Origin of the sequence: Paenarthrobacter sp. NPDC058040 (assembly GCF_042885775.1) — a bacterium.
Lineage (GTDB): Bacteria > Actinomycetota > Actinomycetes > Actinomycetales > Micrococcaceae > Arthrobacter.
This window is the reverse complement of sequence record NZ_JBHVRN010000018.1, coordinates 71,075-88,385: the sequence shown is the minus strand read 5'-3', so window position 1 is coordinate 88,385 and position 17,311 is coordinate 71,075. Positions and strand designations below refer to the sequence as shown.

15 protein-coding genes and 1 riboswitch are annotated in these 17,311 nt (G+C 64.6%); of the genes, 6 read left to right on the top strand and 9 right to left on the bottom strand.

Going from position 1 to position 17,311, the window contains the following annotated elements:
• Positions 1-78 precede the first annotated feature (78 nt).
• From ACFVSJ_RS21780 to ACFVSJ_RS21755, 6 genes are read right to left on the bottom strand one after another with little or no spacing between them, the layout of a single operon-like run.
• On the bottom strand, positions 79-1,713 hold the full coding sequence (locus ACFVSJ_RS21780; protein WP_387439183.1) for a dipeptide ABC transporter ATP-binding protein: 1,635 nt from the start codon (positions 1,711-1,713) through the stop codon (positions 79-81).
• The gene (locus ACFVSJ_RS21775; protein WP_387439182.1) at positions 1,710-2,648 is read right to left on the bottom strand and encodes an ABC transporter permease; all 939 of its coding nucleotides are present in this window, start codon (positions 2,646-2,648) and stop codon (positions 1,710-1,712) included. Before ACFVSJ_RS21775 ends, ACFVSJ_RS21780 begins: the two co-directional genes overlap by 4 nt.
• A gap of 10 nt (positions 2,649-2,658) precedes the next feature.
• Positions 2,659-3,606, bottom strand: a complete 948-nt coding sequence (locus ACFVSJ_RS21770) for an ABC transporter permease (protein WP_387439181.1) — start codon at positions 3,604-3,606, stop codon at positions 2,659-2,661.
• Between the two features lie 7 nt (positions 3,607-3,613).
• Positions 3,614-5,251, bottom strand: coding sequence for an ABC transporter substrate-binding protein (locus ACFVSJ_RS21765; protein WP_387439179.1), 1,638 nt, complete (start codon positions 5,249-5,251; stop codon positions 3,614-3,616).
• Positions 5,248-6,663, bottom strand: a complete 1,416-nt coding sequence (locus ACFVSJ_RS21760; RefSeq protein WP_387439178.1) for an NtaA/DmoA family FMN-dependent monooxygenase — start codon at positions 6,661-6,663, stop codon at positions 5,248-5,250. Before ACFVSJ_RS21760 ends, ACFVSJ_RS21765 begins: the two co-directional genes overlap by 4 nt.
• A 47-nt stretch (positions 6,664-6,710) precedes the next feature.
• Positions 6,711-7,808, bottom strand: a complete 1,098-nt coding sequence (locus tag ACFVSJ_RS21755; protein WP_387439177.1) for an LLM class flavin-dependent oxidoreductase — start codon at positions 7,806-7,808, stop codon at positions 6,711-6,713.
• A 36-nt stretch (positions 7,809-7,844) separates the two neighbouring features.
• A riboswitch (SAM riboswitch) is annotated at positions 7,845-7,954 on the bottom strand.
• 223 nt (positions 7,955-8,177) lie between these two features.
• Here ACFVSJ_RS21755 and ACFVSJ_RS21750 point away from each other — a divergent pair.
• Both ACFVSJ_RS21750 and ACFVSJ_RS21745 read left to right on the top strand, forming a co-directional pair.
• Positions 8,178-9,320: an LLM class flavin-dependent oxidoreductase gene (locus tag ACFVSJ_RS21750; protein WP_387439176.1), complete on the top strand. Its 1,143-nt coding sequence runs from the start codon at positions 8,178-8,180 to the stop codon at positions 9,318-9,320.
• A 38-nt stretch (positions 9,321-9,358) separates the two neighbouring features.
• Positions 9,359-9,787 carry a rhodanese-like domain-containing protein gene (locus tag ACFVSJ_RS21745; protein WP_387439174.1) on the top strand — a complete coding sequence of 143 codons (429 nt, stop codon included), beginning with the start codon at positions 9,359-9,361 and terminating at the stop codon, positions 9,785-9,787.
• Here ACFVSJ_RS21745 and ACFVSJ_RS21740 read toward each other — a convergent pair.
• Positions 9,751-11,322, bottom strand: a complete 1,572-nt coding sequence (locus ACFVSJ_RS21740; RefSeq protein WP_387439173.1) for an MFS transporter — start codon at positions 11,320-11,322, stop codon at positions 9,751-9,753. The genes ACFVSJ_RS21745 and ACFVSJ_RS21740 overlap by 37 nt on opposite strands.
• A gap of 563 nt (positions 11,323-11,885) precedes the next feature.
• Here ACFVSJ_RS21740 and ACFVSJ_RS21735 point away from each other — a divergent pair.
• The 4 genes from ACFVSJ_RS21735 to ACFVSJ_RS21720 all read left to right on the top strand — a co-directional run bounded on the left by ACFVSJ_RS21735 (position 11,886) and on the right by ACFVSJ_RS21720 (position 15,765).
• Entirely contained in the window at positions 11,886-12,422 is a 537-nt protein-coding gene (locus ACFVSJ_RS21735) for a GNAT family N-acetyltransferase (protein WP_387439172.1), read from the top strand.
• 94 nt (positions 12,423-12,516) lie between these two features.
• Positions 12,517-14,493, top strand: coding sequence for an amino acid transporter (locus ACFVSJ_RS21730; protein ID WP_387439171.1), 1,977 nt, complete (start codon positions 12,517-12,519; stop codon positions 14,491-14,493).
• Positions 14,494-14,583: 90 nt separating this feature from the next.
• A complete protein-coding gene (locus ACFVSJ_RS21725; protein WP_387439170.1) occupies positions 14,584-15,414 on the top strand; it encodes an oxidoreductase in 831 nt (276 codons plus the stop codon).
• Positions 15,415-15,594: 180 nt separating this feature from the next.
• A complete protein-coding gene (locus tag ACFVSJ_RS21720) occupies positions 15,595-15,765 on the top strand; it encodes a hypothetical protein (protein WP_347108458.1) in 171 nt (56 codons plus the stop codon).
• Between the two features lie 61 nt (positions 15,766-15,826).
• Here ACFVSJ_RS21720 and ACFVSJ_RS21715 read toward each other — a convergent pair whose 3' ends face one another.
• Together ACFVSJ_RS21715 and ACFVSJ_RS21710 are read right to left on the bottom strand one after the other, a co-directional pair.
• Complete coding sequence (locus tag ACFVSJ_RS21715; protein WP_387439169.1) at positions 15,827-16,486, bottom strand: DUF6036 family nucleotidyltransferase; 660 nt, start codon at positions 16,484-16,486, stop codon at positions 15,827-15,829.
• Positions 16,483-17,169 carry a helix-turn-helix domain-containing protein gene (locus ACFVSJ_RS21710; RefSeq protein ID WP_387439167.1) on the bottom strand — a complete coding sequence of 229 codons (687 nt, stop codon included), beginning with the start codon at positions 17,167-17,169 and terminating at the stop codon, positions 16,483-16,485. The genes ACFVSJ_RS21715 and ACFVSJ_RS21710 overlap by 4 nt, the downstream gene beginning before the upstream one ends.
• Positions 17,170-17,311 lie beyond the last annotated feature (142 nt).

The following is a 17,311-nucleotide window of genomic DNA, read 5'->3' as shown; positions in this document are numbered from 1 at the left end:
CCCCGCCCCCTCCCGGGGGAGAGCGCCCGACTCCGGGAAGGTGCGGTTACGTGAGAGAGCGACGCCGGGAAGGTGCGGTTACGTGAGAGAGCGTCCGGGGATGGCGGAGATCAGGGCCTTCGTGTACTCCTCCGCAGGGTTGACCAGAACGTCTGAGGCGTCACCGATCTCCACGAGCTTGCCGGACTGCATCACGGCTACGCGGTCGGAGATTTGTTGGACCACGGCGAGGTCGTGGGAAATGAAGAGATAGCTCAACGACTCGTGTTCCTGCAGCTCCACCAAGAGGGCAAGGATCTGCGCCTGCACGGAAACATCCAGGGCGGACACGGCTTCGTCCAGCACCACGAGTTCCGGTTTCAAGGCCAGGGCCCGGGCAATCGCCACGCGCTGCCGCTGCCCTCCGGAGAGCTCCGCCGGCTTCCGGGATCCATAGTCGGCGGGCAAATGGACCTCCGCCAGCAACGAGCGCACCCGTTCCCGCCGCTCACCAGCCGAGCCCTCACCAAAGGCCCGGAGCGGTTCCGCGATGATCTCCTCCACAGAGAAGCGCGGATCCACCGAGGCATAAGGACTTTGGAACACCACTTGGAAGCGCCGACGGAGTTGGCGCAGCCGTTCACCACGCACCGAAGCGAGGTCGACGCCGTCGAACACCACCGAACCCGACGTCGGCTTCTCAAGCCGCAGCAGCAAACGTGCCACCGTGCTCTTGCCCGAGCCGGACTCCCCCACCAAAGCCAGCGTTTCGCCACGGCGGATGTCCAGGGAGACGTCGTCCACGGCCGTCAAGAAACGGGCGCCGCCAGCGGCGCGGGGAAGGGCGAACTCCTTCCGCAACGCCGTGGCCCGGACCAGCGGGACGTCGGGTACCGCCGTCGAACCCTCCCTCGGAGCTGTGGCGGCAACCGGACGCAACCTCCGCGGACTGAGTCCCGGCGCTGCGGCGATGAGCTGCTGCGTGTAGCTGTGCTGCGGGTTGCCCAACACGTCAGCCGCCGTCCCCTCCTCCACAATGACGCCCTGCCGCATGACAATGATCCGGTCCGCCCGATCCGCGGCAACACCGAGGTCGTGCGTGATCAAGAGGACGGCTGTGCCCCGCTCGGCGGTCAGCGCAGCGATGTTGTCCAGGATTTGCCGTTGGACGGTGACATCCAGGGCGCTGGTGGGTTCGTCCGCAATCACGAGCTTCGGTTGCGCGGCAAGCGCGGTGGCAATGAGCACACGTTGCCGCATGCCGCCCGAGAACTGGTGCGGATACTGCCGCGCGCGAGTGGCGGCATCACGGATGCCACTCTCCTCCAGCAACCCAACGGCCCGGCGTCGCGCCTCTTTCCGCGGCTGCAGGCGGTGGATGGTCAGGGCCTCCGCCACTTGCTCCCCCACCTTCTGCAGCGGGTCCAGCGACGCCGTGGGGTCCTGCGGAATCAGCCCGATCTCTTTGCCCCGGACGCCCTGCCATTCCTTGCGGGTCAGCTTGGTGAGGTCGGTGCCGTCGAAGGTGACGCTGCCGGAAGCGAAGCGGGCATTTCCTGGGAGCAGGTTGATGATGGAGTGGGCGGTGGTGGTCTTGCCGGAGCCGGACTCCCCCACGATCGCCACAACCTCGCCCGCGTTGACCTCGAACGACACCCCGTCCACAGCCGTCCGCGGCGAACCGTCCACCACGTAGTCAACTTTCAAACCATCAACGCGCAGCAACGCACTCATTTCCGGTTCCTTTCAGCGTCCTGGAACGCGTGCGAAATGCGGTTGGTGGAAAGCACGACGGCGGCAATCACCACGCCCGGCAGCGTCACCAACCACCAGGCGGCAACGAGGTAGTCGCGGCCTCCGGCCACGAGCGATCCCCATTCCGCGGCGGGCGGCGGAGCCCCGAACCCGAGGAAGCTCAGGGAGGAAATGGACAACACAGCCATGCCGAACTCCAAAGCGGACAGAGCCAGCACGGGGCCGGCAGCGTTGGGCAGGACGTGCCTGAGCAGGATGCTGTGCCACCTGACTCCGGCCGAACGGGCAGCTTCCACATAGACGGCGGTGCTGACGCGGAGGGCCTCAGCACGCATGATCCTGGCGAAGTTTGCCACGCTCGCCACGCCCACGGCGATGGCGATGTTGATGGTGCCGAACCCCAGGACCGTGATGAGTGCGAGAGAAAGCAACAGGCTCGGGATGGCCAGGAGGACGTCCATGACGCGCATGATCGCATCGTCCACCCACCCCCGCAGGGAACCTGCCAGCAGGCCCAGTGCCGATCCGGCGACGAGTCCCACTGCCACCGCGACGGCCGTTGCCGCCAACGACGTCGCCGAGCCGTGCACCACGCGGGAGAACAGGTCCCGGCCCAGGCTGTCCGTGCCGAACCAGTGTTCGGCAGAAGGCGGCTTAAGCCGGGCCGAAGGAACACCCGTGTCCGGTGGCCAGGACGTGAACGCCGTGGGGATCAGGGCCCACAGGATCACGAGGGCAATCACCAGAACGGAAAGCACCAATCCGGGTCGGGCCGCAGCTTTGCGCGCCAACGCTCGCCACTGGATTCCCGACGACGGACGGTCGCCTTTCACGGTCTCCTCAGGCGTGGCGGGTTGCAGGAGGACAGCGGTAGCCGCCGGGCCATCCACCCGGGTATCAAGTTGCTGCGACATGCTGGCCCTCCTAGGCCTTGGCCCCGCGCGCGGTGTTGATGCGCGGGTCCACGAGTGGATAGATCAGGTCGACGATCAGGCTGGTGATCACAAAGATCGCGGCTGCCAGAACCACCAGGGTCTGGACGACGGGGATGTCCCGGCTGTTCACCGCTGTGACAGTCAGCCTGCCAACCCCAGCCCGGGAGAACACCGTCTCACTCACCACGGCTCCGGCCAGCAGGTTGCCCACCAGGATGCCGAGCATGGTCAGCGTGGGAATGGCTGCGTTCCGCAAGGCGTGGCCGAAGTTCACCAGCACCTCGCCGGCACCCTTCGCCCGGATCTGTTCGATGTACGGTTCCCCGAGTGTCTGATGCAGGCTGCGGGTCAGCAGCTGGGCGATCACGGCCGACGTGGGTATCGCCAAAGTCAACGCAGGCAACACAAGGCTCTCGCCGCCGTCGTTCCCTATCGCGGGGAACAAGCGGAAGCGGAAGGAGAAGAACTGCAGCAGCAGCAAGCCGATCCAGAACGTAGGCACCGCGATGCCCAGCGGCGGAAGCGAGGAGAACGCCGTACGGATCCAGCGGTTGCGGCTGAATGCCGCAACCACTGCCAACGCGCTCCCCAGCAGGACCGCCAGGGCGAAACCCGCTACTGCCAACTTGATGGTTTCCGGCAGGACTTCGGCCACGGTTGCCGTCGCGGGAACTCCGTTCTTGATGGAGACACCGAAGTCCAGCTGCAGGGCCTTGAACAAGGCCACGAAGTACTGCTCATGGATGGGCCGGTCCAGCCCGTACTCGCTGCGCAGCTTGGCCACGAGCGCAGGGTCCACGGCGTTCTGCTCGTCGCCGCTGGCCATAATGCTCACGGCGTCGCCGGGCAGCAAGTACAGGATCAGGAAGGACACGGTGTAGGCGGCCCAGAGAACGAACGCTCCCTGCAGCAACCGTTGGCCGATGTAGCGGATCACGGCTTGCCTACTTGCTCAGCCAGGCGTCGTAGAAGTCCAGTCGGCTGGAGGCCTCGAACTTGAGGTCGTGCACCTTGTCGCTTGCCGAGATCGTGGTGGACAGCTCGTACAACGGGATGGAGTGGGCGTCCTTGATCAGGGCCTCCTGTGCTTCGTCCACGAGCTTCTGGCGTGCGTCCTTGTCCAAGGCAGCGGCCTGCTCGCCCAGGACATCGTCCACGGGGAGCTTGTCGCGGAGGTTGCTTCCGCCGCGGGCGGTGTTGGAGGCGAACACCGTGCGCAGGACGTCCGGGTCGCTTCGGGTCAGGTTGCCGTAGGAGAAGTCATAGGTCTTGTCCGCTTGGGCGGCCGTGACGTCGGCGATGGTGGTGAACTTGAGCTGCAGATCCACGCCGATTTCCTTGAGCTGCTGCTGGATGAGTTCCAGGACCTCCTTGGGCGACTGCCAGTACGTGACCTTGAAGGAGAGCTTCTCACCGTTCTTCTCGCGGATACCGTCGGCGCCAGCCTTCCAGCCGGCGTCGTCCAGGAGCTTCTTGGCGCCATCCGGATCATGGGCCAACAGCGAACTGTAGTCCTTGAAGTACGGCGTGGTGTGGGAGAGGACGCCCTTGGCGGGCTGGTCTGCCTCGGTCAGCAGGGTCTTGGTGATTTCCTCGCGGTTGATGGCCTTGGAAATCGCCTGCCGGACGGCCGTTTCCTTCAGCTTGGGGTTGGACTCGTTGGAGTACAGGTTGTAGACCACTCCGGGGTTGGCGCGGGTTTCGTTCCAGAACCCGTTGCCGCTGAACAGTTGGATGTCTGCCGCGGAGATCGCCGCCGTGGCATCGATCTGGCCCGACTGCAGGCTTCCCGTTCGGTTGCCGGCCTCAGGGATGATCTTGAACGTGACAGTGTCCAGGTACGCCTCGCCCTTGTTGCTGTTGGTGGACGATGGCCAGCTGTAACCGGTACGGCGTTCCAGGACGGCTTCCTTGTCCACGGTGTAGCTCTTCACGCTGAAGGGGCCCGAACCGGAGAACTTGCCGGCGCAACGGTCCGCCTCGGACAACTTGGCCGATGCCGGTGACAAGAGCCCCAGCGTGAACGTGGACGTGGCCTGGAGGAACTGGGCGTTCGGCTTGGAGAAGTCCACTACTACCGTCTGCGGGTCCTTCACCGTGATGGCGCTGACGTCGCTGAGGTACGTGGAGCCCAGGGTGGCTTTGGCGCCGAGGGCCTTGATGGCTTCAAAGTTGGTCTTGACCGAGGCAGCGTCAATCGCCGTTCCGTCGGCATACGTGGCACCTGTGCGGAGGGTGAACGTGAAGCTCGTGGCGTCCGCGTTGTTTTCGAACTTCTCCGCGAGCCAAGGCACGATCTCACCGGTCTTCGGGTCCTGCGACGTCAGGGACGCCACGGTCTGCCTGGCAATCGCGATCGCGTCGTTGTTGCCCACCTGCTGCGGGTCGATGCAGCCACGGTCAACGGACACCGCGAAACTCAGGTTCCCACCCGGCACGGGTGAGGCGGCGGCACTTTGCTGCGCACCGGCGTCGGCCCCTCCACCGCAGGCGGAGGCCAGGAGCGCAACGGCTCCCAGGACGCTTACAACGGCGGCAGGCTTCTTTGCGCCGCGGGCGGCAGATGGTTTGGGGAGTCTCATGCGACGTTTTCGCTTTCGGTGAGTTGGGTGCTGGTGAGGGAGCCGCGACGGGTGAGGGGCTCGCGAAGCCCGAGGTTTTCGCGGAGGTTGCTGCCTTCGTATTCGGTGCGGTAGACGCCGCGGTCCTGGAGCCTGGGGACGAGTTCGTTGACGATCTCGTCGAGCCCGGACGGAACAATCCAGGGCGTGATATTGAAACCGTCAACGGCTCCGGTGTGGGCGTATTCGGCGAGCTTGTCCGCGACGTCGTCGTAGGAGCCCACCAGTCCCCGGCCATTCAGGCGGGAGCGGGCAGCCACGAACTGGCGGATGGACAGGCGCTTGTCCTTGGCCTCGTCACGCCACTGGGCTGCGAGTTCCTTGGCGCTCTTGCCGTGGAAGGCGTTGCCACGGGTGGGGTTGGTGACGTCAACCACGGGGTCGATGTCCGGCAAGGGGCCGTCGGGGTCATATTCAGTAAGCGTGCGGCCCCAGAACTGTTCGAGGTAGGCAATGGCGGTTTCCGGACCAACCTGCTGCGAACGGACCCATTGGTGCTTCTCCTCGGCTTCGGCAGCCGTGGCGCCGAGGATGAACTCCTGGCCGGGGAAGATCTTGACGTCGTCTGCCGGGCGGCCGGCTTTGAGGGTCCTGGCAACGATGTCTTCGCGGAACTTCTTGGCGTCCCCCAGTTCGGGGTGCGCGGAGAAGATGACGTCCGCATTCCGGACCGCGAAATCGCGGCCGTCCGGCGAATCGCCAGCTTGGAACAACACCGGGTGGTGCTGGCTGGAGCGGGGAAGCCGGCCGGTGATCTCGACGTCGAAGCTCTGGTCGTTGCGCTTCACCGTACTGATGGCGTCCTCGCGGAGCCAGCGGGCGTCACTCCGGGACCCGGCGATTGCGCCGTCGGCCCAGGAATCCCAAATTGCCTTTGCCGTCTGGACGAACGCTTCGGCCCGGATGTAGCGGTCCTCGTGCTTGAGGAACCCGCCGCGCCTGAAATTGGCACCGGTCCATGCGTTGTCCGTGGTGACGATGTTCCACGCTGCCCGGCCGCCGGAGAGGAGATCCAGGCTGGCGAGGCGGTGGGCAAGGTCCGCGGGGTCGTTGTACGTGGTGTTCTGCGTTGCCACCAAACCGATGTTGGTAGTGATGGCTGCGAGCGCGGCAAGGGCGGTCTGCGCGTCGGGGCGGCCTGCGACGTCGAAGTCGTGGATCTTGCCGAGGTGTTCACGGAGGCGGAGCCCTTCTCCGAGGAAGAAGGCGGTGAAGAGGCCACGCTCGGCCGTCTGGGCGACGCGGCGGAAGGACTCGAAGTCAGTCTGCGAGCCGCTGGCCGGGTCCTTCCAGACCGTGGTGTGGTTGACGCCTTGGAAGAAGACGCCGAACTGGATCTGCCCGTTGCCTGCGATGCGGTGATGCTTGGTCATGGTTCTGCTCTCTGGATGTGTTGCTCTGGGCGGGGCGTGCGCGTCATTCAGGCCGCTGCGTAGCGGTTGGCGGGGCGGGGAAGGCTGAACGCTTCACGAAGCGTTGATCCTGGAGCCGGTGGAACCACCAGGCCGCTCTCGTGCAGGGCGGGCAGAACTTTGTGGGCCAGCTCAGGGAGGTCGATGTCCAGGACGGCAGGCTTGAGGCGGACCCCGTCGGCGGCCGCAAACAAGGTGGTGAGGAGGTCGATGAGGCCCTGCGCGTCGCCGACGTACCGGGCGCCGCCCTGCCATTCTTGGTACGCGTCAAGCTCGGCCAAGCGGTCCTCGGCAGACTGGCCCCGGGAATCAAGGATGACGTCCAGTTCCACGAGGGTCCGCGGCGCACCGGCCGCGGCTGCTGCCTGGGCTGCTTGCGGGAGGGCTTCGGCGGTGTCCGCGGACACCAGTGCCACATCAGCTTCGACGGCGGGAAGCAGGCCGGCGGGGGCGAAGACCACCAACTGGCCCTGCAACGGACGCGGAATGATGGACGGGCCTTTCACCGAGAAACGCTCGCCCTCGAAGTCGGCGTAATGCAGCTTGTTCCGGTCGAGGTAGCGCCCGGTGGCTGCGTCGCGGATCACGGCGTCGTCTTCCCAGGAATCCCAGAGCCTGCGGCTGGCTTGGACCACGTCGGCTGCTTCGCTTGTTGCTTCATGCGCCGGCAGCGGTGTCCGGCCCACCGAACGCGCTTCCTGCTCCACGTTGGCCGCGTTCACCAACCAGCCGGCCCTGCCGTGGGAGGAGTAGTCGAGGCTTGCCAGTTGAGTGGCCACATGGAACGGCTCAGTGAAGAGCGTTCCGGCTTCCGGTACCAGTCCAAGCGAACTGGTGATGGGGGCGGCGAAGGCGGCCCGTTGGATCGCGTCGAGCCGTCCGGCGATACCGGTGCTGCCGGCGTCCACAACGCGCGTGTCCTTGAAGGTGGCCAGATGGAAGCCCGCAATGTCCGCCGCCTGGACGGTCTCACGGATCCGCTGGCCCCCCAACAGTGCCTGCGGCTCATGTAGGGCCTTTCGCCATGCAGCCGGGTGGGCTCCATCGCCGTCGAGCTCCAAGGCCACCACACGTGAACGGAATTCGGGTACAGAGTTGGAAGGCATGATTCTCTCTTTTCAGAGGCCGCCACGCGGCCGGTTGACATTCACTTGCCGCACATGCGGCCAGGTCTGTTTCCGGAGCACCCCGCCACTTAATGCCTGAGGGTTGCCGCAGCACGAGCCGGTCCTTGGCGTGCTGACTCTTGACCTGGGATTGAATCTAGGAGCAGCTCCAAGGAATGTACAAACGGTCCCGACGCGCGGAGTCAACGCGGGAAACACCGCGTCAAAGGGCTGCCAAGTTCGTCATTTTCCGGTATTCCGGGAGCCCGGTGTGACTTTCCGTTGCGCCGGATTGAGCACCATGTAGCCCAGTTGAGCCGGGTGACAACCGGGCTTTGGCACCGCCGTGGGCGTCCGTAGTGTCATGACATGCCGAAGCCATCCGTGACCCCCCTGTCAGTCCTTGACCTCAGTCCCGTCTCAGCCCACCAGAGTTCAGGCGACGCCCTGCGGAGCACCATCGCGCTGGCCGTCGCCGCCGAAGCAGCGGGCTATTCGCGCTATTGGCTGGCGGAGCACCACCTCAACGACGGCGTGGCAGGTTCGGCCCCGCACATCCTGGCGGGCCTCGTGGCATCGGCAACCCGGACCATCCGGGTGGGCACGGCGGCAACCCTGCTGGGCAACTACCGTCCGCTGCAGATTGCGGAGAGCATAGGAACCCTCGCCGCCGTGTTCCCGGACAGGCTGGACCTGGGCTTTGGCCGTTCGGGTCCGCCCAAGTCCCCCAGCGAGCCGGCCCCGGGTTTCGTGGCGCCGGATGCTGTGGACGAGCCGGGCGAACGAGTGGTGGACGGCCTGGTTGTCCCGGCACCCCGCCCGATCTTCGGCGCGGTCCTGCCCCGAAAATTCCGGCTGCAAGGCGAACTCCTGGGCCGCTTCCCCGGGGACACGGACAACTTCGAAAACGATGTCCAGGACATCATCGGCTTCTTCACGGGCGATTACCGCACCAAGCACGGCGAGGAAGTCACGGCCACGCCCGCCCTGGGCCAGGCACCCCAGTTCTGGATCCACGGCTCCACGGCAGGACCCAGTGCCAGGCTCGCAGGCAAGCTTGGCCTCCCCTTCGGCGCCAACTACCACGTGGCCCCGGCCACCGTCCTGGACTCGATCGCGGAATACCGGGCCCACTTCAAGCCCTCGGCGACGCTCCAGGAACCGCGCGTGATCGTCTCCGCCGACGTCCTGGTGGCCCCCGAGGAGTTCAGTGCCAGGCGGCTGGCCCGCGGTTACGCCCAGTGGGTGCACGGAATCCGGAGCGGCCAAGGTGCCGTGCCGTATCCATCGCCCGATGACGCCACCGAATTCACCCTGGACGCCGAAGCCGAAGCATTGGTCAAGGACCGGCTGGACACCCGCTTTGTGGGCGACCCGCAGCAGGTGAGCGAAAACCTGCGGACCCTGCAACGTGCCACCGGAGCCCAAGAACTGTTGATCACGACGATCGCCCATGACCCCGCCGACCGCGAGAACTCCTATCAGTTGCTCGCCGAGGCCTGGGGCCTCTGAAGAACCTGTCCATGACCCACACCGAAAAAAGGAGCACCATGACTACGCAAACGACCGAAACCCAGGAAGACACCCAGCTCATCACCGCGGAGGAAGCTGCCGCGTTGATCCAAGAGGGTGTCCTGCTCATTGATGTCCGCAGCGAAGGCGGCCGCGCCAGCACCGGCGCAGTACCCGGCGCCGTGATCGTGAACCGGGAGCACGTTGCGGAAGACTTCGCGCCGGATTCGCCTCACCGCCTCAGCCAGGTCACCGGGCCCGACCAGAAGATCGTGGTCTTCTGCGGCTCCGTGAACGGCTCGCGTCCTGTCGCTGAGAAGCTCAAGGTCCTGGGGTACGCCAACGCCGTGCACGTGGATGGCGGCTTCCCGGCCCTCCGCGACGCCGGCGTCCCCACCACCGGCCCCACGGCCCCGCCCGCCGAAACCGCTCAGGCGTCCACCGATTCGGTGGCCTCCGAGCGCTGAGTACCTCCCGACGTCGGGCCCGCTGAAACCGGGCCACCGGCGGTTGGTTCCGTTGCCGTCGTCGTGCTTTCCTTCACGGAAACCACGACGACGGCACGTTCGTTTCCGGGGTTGCGCGCCTCGCGGAGCCAGTCGAGTCCGCCGGCCACCAACGCGACGCCCAGCAGGACGCAGCACATGAGGATGCCCTGGTGGAATGCGTCCTTCGCTGCTCCGCCCGTGACGGCACCATGGGCTTGGAGGAACATGCCGGCCGCCGCCGCCGAGCACAGTGCCGCGGCGAACCGTTGGCTGAGCTGGTAGAAACCCGCGGCCACGCCGGCGGCTCCGGCCGGCGCATGGCCCAGCGTGAGGGTTTGGTTGGGTGCCACCACCAGGCCTGTGGCCACCCCCTGCAAAAGCCCGACGACGGCGACGGCAAGTGCCGCTGTTCCGCCGTCGAACTGTTGGACGAACCCGTCCTTGGCTACGAGCGTCGCGAGGCTCCCGACGAGCGCAAAAACTATGCCGCCACGTCCATAGCGGGCCACGAAGCGCCAGCTGAAACTCGACGCCAGCAGCATCCCGGCGGCTTGCGGGGCAAGGATGGCCGCGGCGGCCAAGGGTGCCATGCCGGTGCCGGAGAGGAAGTAGAAGGACGTCACCGCTGCCATTCCCGCGCCCACTCCGAACTGGCACAGCGCCACCACCGTTCCCAGGGCGTACCCCTTGGACGTGGCGAGGGACGCGCTCAGCAAGGGGGTCCGGCCGCGGCGGTGGTACAGGATCTCCCAGCCTGCGAAGGCCAACAATGCCGCGGCGCCGATGCCCAGGGAGGTCACCGCAACCACGCCGGAGCCGTAAATCGTGGGGATCAGGGAGGCCACAACGACTCCCCCGAGCAGGAGGGCGCCGAGGATGTCGATGGATGGTTTGCGGCTGCTGCCGTGTGCCGTTCCTGCTGTGTTGGCTCGACGGGCGCCTGCCGCCCGTGGCAGCAGGAAGAACGCGAGCGGCACCAGGATCATCACCAGTGGAACGTTCGCCAGGAAAAGGATGCGCCAACCGATCGAAGGATCACCCAAGGAGAGCACAAAGCCGCCGATGAGCGGGCCGCACACGGCAGCGGAACCACCGGCTGCGGCGTACGCGCCAAGGGCTTTGGCGCGGTCGTGGCCTGTGTAGATGTCCTGCAAAAGGCCCAGCACTTGCGGGTTGAGGGTGCCGGCGCCGAGTCCTTGAAGGAGCCGGGCCACGATCACCAGCGACGGGTCGGTGGCCAGTCCACCCAGCAAGCTCGAGGCACCGAACACCGTGATGCCCGCGATGAAGAGGGTGCGCCTTCCGACGATGTCACCCAGCCTGCCCGACGGGACCAGGACTACTCCGAATGCCAGCGAGTAGGCTGCCAGGATCCATTGAACCGAACCGGGATCTGCGTGCAGCGAGGCTGACATCGCCGGGACCGCGAGCACAAACACCGATTGATCCAGCAGCGTGATGAATCCCGCTCCCAGGCAAAGCCAAAGGGCGGAACGTTTGGCGTTTGTACCCATGTTTGTGACTCTAGGCTTGCCTCGCGTGTGCCGGCGCATCGCGAGTCACCCGGTTAAGGGGCGTTAATCCGGGTTACTTTTGTGACCCGTTTGTTTCGTTGCCCGCGACGCATCAGCACATGAAACGACGCGTTGCTCAACGCTTTTGGCAGGTGTTCTCCGGCATCCTACCGTTGGCCGCATGACCGCATGACCGCAACCCTCCCCTACCCCCAACGCTCTCTCACCAAACCACCCCTTCAACCAACCGCTCTCTCACCAAACCACCCCTTCAACCAACCGCTCTCTCACCAAACCACCCCTTCAACCAACCGCTCTCTCACCCGACCGCCCGAGCGCTCTAAAAGCTGGTAGTGACGAGACCTGCGACTTGACTGCGTGGGTGACCTCTGATGTTCCCCCGCAGTGAGAGAGGATCCACCCGAAAGGGACGTTTCGTGAGAGAGGATCCACCCGAAAGGGACGTTTCGTGAGAGAGGATCGGGCCGAAAGGGACGTTTCGTGAGAGAGGATCGGGCCGAAAGGGACGTTTCGTGAGAGAGGATCGGGCCGAAAGGACCACCATGACCATCCAACAGACTGCTGCCACCGGCACCTATGTGATCCGCGAGGCCCGCAACGAAGAGTACGACGGCGTAGGGCGGCTCACGTACGAAGGCTTCGGCCACCATCTTCCCGGCGCAAGCCAGCCCGACAGCGAGCGCCTGAACCTTCTGCTCGACGCCGCAGCCCGTGCCAAGGAAGGCATCCTCTTGGTTGCCGAGGACGTGGAAACCGGACGGCTCGTGGGAACCGCCAGCCTGCTGCCCTACGGCTCCCACCTGAGCCGTCAGGCAGAGGAGGCCGAAGCGGAGCTGAGGCTCTTGGCGGTCTTGCCCGAAACCCGTCGCACGGGCCTTGGCCGGCGGTTGATGGACGAGGCTGCGAGGCTTGCTGCCGCCCAAGGGGCCAAGCGCGTGGTGCTGGACACCGCCGTCGACAACGAAACCTCCCAACGGCTGTACCGGCGGCTCGGCTATGTGCGCAGGCCGGATCGGGAGAAGCCCCGCCCCGCACCGAAGGTGCAGCTGGTGGTCTACACGCTGGACCTGCAGCGTTAAGGACTCATCAAGAATCCGCCCAACCCGATACTAAGCACCCTTCGCGGTGCTATGTTCAGCTCACATCGAGGAGCGTCGGGCTGGGAGGAAAGCCATGACTACGTTGAGCAGGCCACCCGCGGACCCATCGGCCCCCAGGCCCGGCGGTTGGACGTCGTTCCGTTCCTGGCTCTTGTTTGGTTTGCAGGACAGCAAGGGCCGTCATCAAGGGCCCGGTGGCGTGACTACCGCCCACGAGAAGAAGCACCACTGGTGGCAGGTCATGTGCCTGACGGGCGTGGACTACTTCTCCACGCTGGGCTACCAACCAGCCATCGCAGCCCTCGCCGCGGGCGTCATTTCGCCGTTGGCCACCATTGTGCTCGTCGCCGTGACGCTCCTTGGCGCGTTGCCCGTCTACCGTCGGGTGGCGGGTGAGAGCCCACGGGGCGAGGGGTCGATCGCCATGCTGGAGCGCCTGCTCCCCCGTTGGGGCGGCAAGCTCCTGGTATTGGTGCTCCTGGGTTTTGCCGCGACCGACTTCATGATCACCATGACCCTGTCCGCGGCCGACGCCACCGCCCACCTCATCCAAAACCCGGTGATGCCGTCCTGGCTGCAAGGCCAAAACGTGCTGGTCACGCTGGTCCTGCTGGCCCTTCTCGCCGCCGTGTTCCTGCGCGGTTTCAAGGAAGCGATCGGCGTGGCCGTGGTCCTGGTGGTCCTCTACCTCGGCCTCAATGTGGTGGTGGTCGCGACAACAGTGGTGGAGGTGCTCACGCATCCCACGGCCGTTGGCAACTGGTGGGAGCTTCTCTGGACGTCCCACGGCAACCCGATCATGGCAGTGGCGATCGCCCTGATCGTTTTTCCCAAGCTGGCCCTTGGCCTCTCGGGCTTCGAAACCGGTGTGGCCGTGATGCCGCAGGTCCAAGGCGATCCCGATGACACGGACTCCAAGCCGAAAGGCCGTATCAGGGGCACCCGGCGGATGCTGACCACGGCCGCCCTGATCATGAGCTCCTTCCTCATCACCTCGAGTTTCACCACGGTGGTCCTCATTCCGGAGCACGAGTTCGAACCGGGAGGGCAAGCAAATGGCAGGGCGCTCGCGTTCCTCGCCCACGAATACCTGGGCCTTGGCTTCGGCACGGTGTACGACATCAGCACCATCGCCATCCTGTGGTTCGCCGGGGCTTCCGCCATGGCCGGCCTGCTTAACCTGGTGCCCCGGTACCTGCCCCGTTACGGCATGGCACCCGAGTGGGCCAAGGCTGTCCGCCCCCTCGTCATGGTCTTTACGCTCGTCGGATTCTTCATCACCGTGGTCTTCAATGCCGACGTCGATGCCCAGGGCGGCGCGTACGCCACCGGCGTCCTGGTGCTCATGACGTCAGCCGCCGTCGCCGTCACACTGTCCGCCCGCCGTCGTCATCAACGCAAGCGGACCCTCGCGTTCGGTGCCATAGCCGCCGTCTTCGTCTACACCACCGTGGCCAACGTCGTGGAACGGCCCGAGGGCATCCGCATCGCGGCGGTCTTCATTGCCGGCATCATCGGAATTTCCCTGCTTTCGCGCGTACGCAGGTCCTTCGAACTGCATGCCACGCACGTCCATCTGGACCGCCAGGCCTTGGAATTCATCCTCGACGACGACTCCGGCCCCATCAGGCTCATCGCCCACGAACCACGCAGGCTCACGGCCGAGGCGTACCACCACAAACTCGTCTCTGCCATCGAAGTCAGCCACCTGCCGTTGAACTACCACGGGATCTTCCTGGAGGTGGTGCTGGACGACACCTCCGATTTCGAAACGGAACTGTACGTCAAAGGCATCGAACGGCACGGCTACCGCATCCTCGAAGTCCACGGTCCGGTCATCGCGAACACGATTGCTTCCGTGCTGCTCCATATCCGCGACGTCACCGGACTCATGCCGCACATCTACTTCCGCTGGACCGAGGGAAACCCGATCACCAACCTGCTGCGTTTCCTGTTCCTTGGCGAGGGCGAGATTGCGCCCGTGACGCGCGAAGTCCTGCGCGAAGCCGAGCCTGATGTGAGCCGCCGTCCTTGGGTGCATGTGGGCTGACAGGCACTCCCGGTACCCGTATGACGGGTCACTCCCACTGGGCCCCGAAGTAGCGTTCAGTGGAAGAGGACAATCCATGAAAGGAACAACATGACTACCTGGCTCATCACAGGCTGCTCCACCGGACTTGGCCGCGCACTCGCGCAAGCCGTCCTTGCGAAGGGTGACAACGCGGTGGTCACCGCGCGCAACACCGAAGCACTGCAGGACCTCGCCGCTGAATTCCCGACGACGGCCCTCGCCGTGGCGCTGGATGTCACCGAACAATCCCAGATAGACAACGCGGTGAAGCAGGCTGAGGAACGCTTCGGCGGCGTCGACGTGCTGGTCAACAATGCCGGCTACGGCTACCGCGCCGCCATTGAGGAAGGCGACGACGCCGACGTCCGGGCGCTGTTCGACACCAACGTTTTCGGCCCCGTGGCCATGATCAAGGGCGTCCTTCCCGGCATGCGTTCACGCCGCTCCGGCGCGATCGTGAACATCTCTTCCATCGGCGCAAGGATCTGCCCGCCCGGCTCCGGCTACTACTCGGCCACCAAAGCTGCGCTGGAAGGCATCTCCGGATCCCTGCAGAAGGAACTGGCGCCCTTGGGAATCTCCGTTACGGCCGTGGAACCGGGCGCTTTCCGGACGGACTTCGCTGGACGGTCGTTGACGCAGTCGGCCGAGGCCATAGGAGACTACGCCGAAACCGCCGGCAAGCGCCGCAAGGAAAACGACACCGTCCACGGGACCCAGCAGGGCGACCCGGACAAAGCAGCCGAACTCATCATCAACGCCGTGGAAGCTCCCGAAACGCCCGCCTTCCTGCTCCTGGGCGCTGACGCCGTCTACGCATACAACGCCGTCGAGGAAGCCATGCGGGCACAAGTAGATGGCTGGCGGGAGCGCAGCGAGGGCACCGGTTACACAGAGTAAAGAGCAGCGTGTAATCGGTCACACTTGTGCCGTTTGGCTTGTCATTCAGGGTGGGCAGCATGAACCATGAATGAGGGAACTCGTTCCCATCCAAGCTGAATCAGCAACCTCACCGACGAGGATGCGGCCCCGGGCGAAGAGGCTTGGGGCTGTTCAACAGCCTGAGTGAAAGTACTGACAATGACGACACATACTGACTCCATCACGCTGAAAATCTGGGACAAGGCAGCGATCGACCACACCATCGATGCCGCCATCCGGGACCTCACCCCCCGCGCTACCGCAGAAAACTGCGGCATCGCTGTGACGCTCAGCGGACCGAAAACCTTCACCGTCAGCCTGAGCCGCTAAAGCAGCCCAAGCAGACAAAAGCGGACGACGCCGGTACTTGACCGGCGTCGTCCGCTGTCGTTTAGAGCTCGCCAACTGGAACATCGCCGTCGGGGCGTCGACGGTAATGACCCCGAACCAGACGTCCGTGGCGGGTGTGGGGAGCAACCCAAACGGCGGGAGGGGAAGCATCGGCTCCTGGCAACAGCGGGGTGGCAGCCATCGCTTCCTCAACGACGATCAAGTAGTTATCCCTGCCAGCAGCCAACGGAATTGCGTGCTCGCCATACTTTTCGTACGCCAGATCCACTGCTTCCTCAGGACTGGATATTCCCAGATTGGCCAGCAGGCGGGCTATGTCGGGGATGTCCTTTTCCCTTTCTGCAGCAATCTTCATAGCGAGCAACGTACGGGTGTCAGCAGCGTGCACCTTCAAGGCACCCAGTGGTTCCAAGGCGACCCACGTTGCACCGTCGGGGACGAATGCGGAGGAATGTGAGTTTAACCAGTCCTTCTCCAAGCCATAGTCCCGGGCCATCTCGCTGACAACCAGGTCCACAGCCTCAGCTTCCGCGTAGCTTGCGTCAATGTCGGTAGTCATCCGGACAGAAATGCCTTGGAGGATGAGGGCTGCACCGCCAACCAAGCGAATGTCCCCGGCGATGCCCTTGGACTCGAGCCGATCCGCCAATTCCTGGAGGAGAACGCGGATCAGACTCGCGTCCAACGCAGCACGGCTCATGCGTTGATCAAGCCCCGTTCCCGTATGTAGACATTCAAGTGGGCAAGCTCAGGCGGTGTCTGTTGCTTGGTCAGTTCCTTCATCTTGTCCCCGACCGGCCGATAGGATTCAGCGACGAACCACGGAAAACCTAACCGCGGTACGGCCGTCCATGCAGGACTGTCTTGGCCAAGCCTGCGAGCTACGTAATCAGTAGCCCCCGCCAAAGCGGCCACCCACTCGGGGCTGGCCAGCGAGGGCCGATTTTGAAGGAGCGGCTGTTCCTCAGCAAGGGAGGCGGTTACATACTCCGCTAATTGTTTGAGTGCGAACTCATAGTCTTGTTTCTTCAACAGATAGCCAAAAATGGCTTCGTAGTCTCTGGTTCTAGGATTCAGGTCATCGGCGCCGCGCAACTGAAGCCGGGCGGCGTTCTCCGTTTCGGCGCTACGGGCAGTGAGAGACAAACCCAACGCCAACAAGATCTGCAAAAGTTTCGCAAGCTCAGCCCGCGGATGGCCGGCCTCTATGTCAGCAACTAGCTTGCGGGACACGCCGGCCGCGTCGGCAGTTTGCTGCTGGGTTAGACCAAGCGATGTGCGCTGCATACGAATCGCTCGGGCGACGTCCATCGGGCTCGTGAGATCGTGAGCCATCATTGTTCGGCCTTCCATAGAGTGCTCAAGCTCAATTTTTGCGCTCATGCTCACTTTATCGTGCTCATACTCCATCATGCCACCGAACGGTTACACGCGTAAGCAGTATTCTCCCTGTGCTCGACACGCGTGGGAGTTATGCACAGCTTGCGAACGCGAAAGTGCAAATTTGCAGAAAAGCTTGATGTTT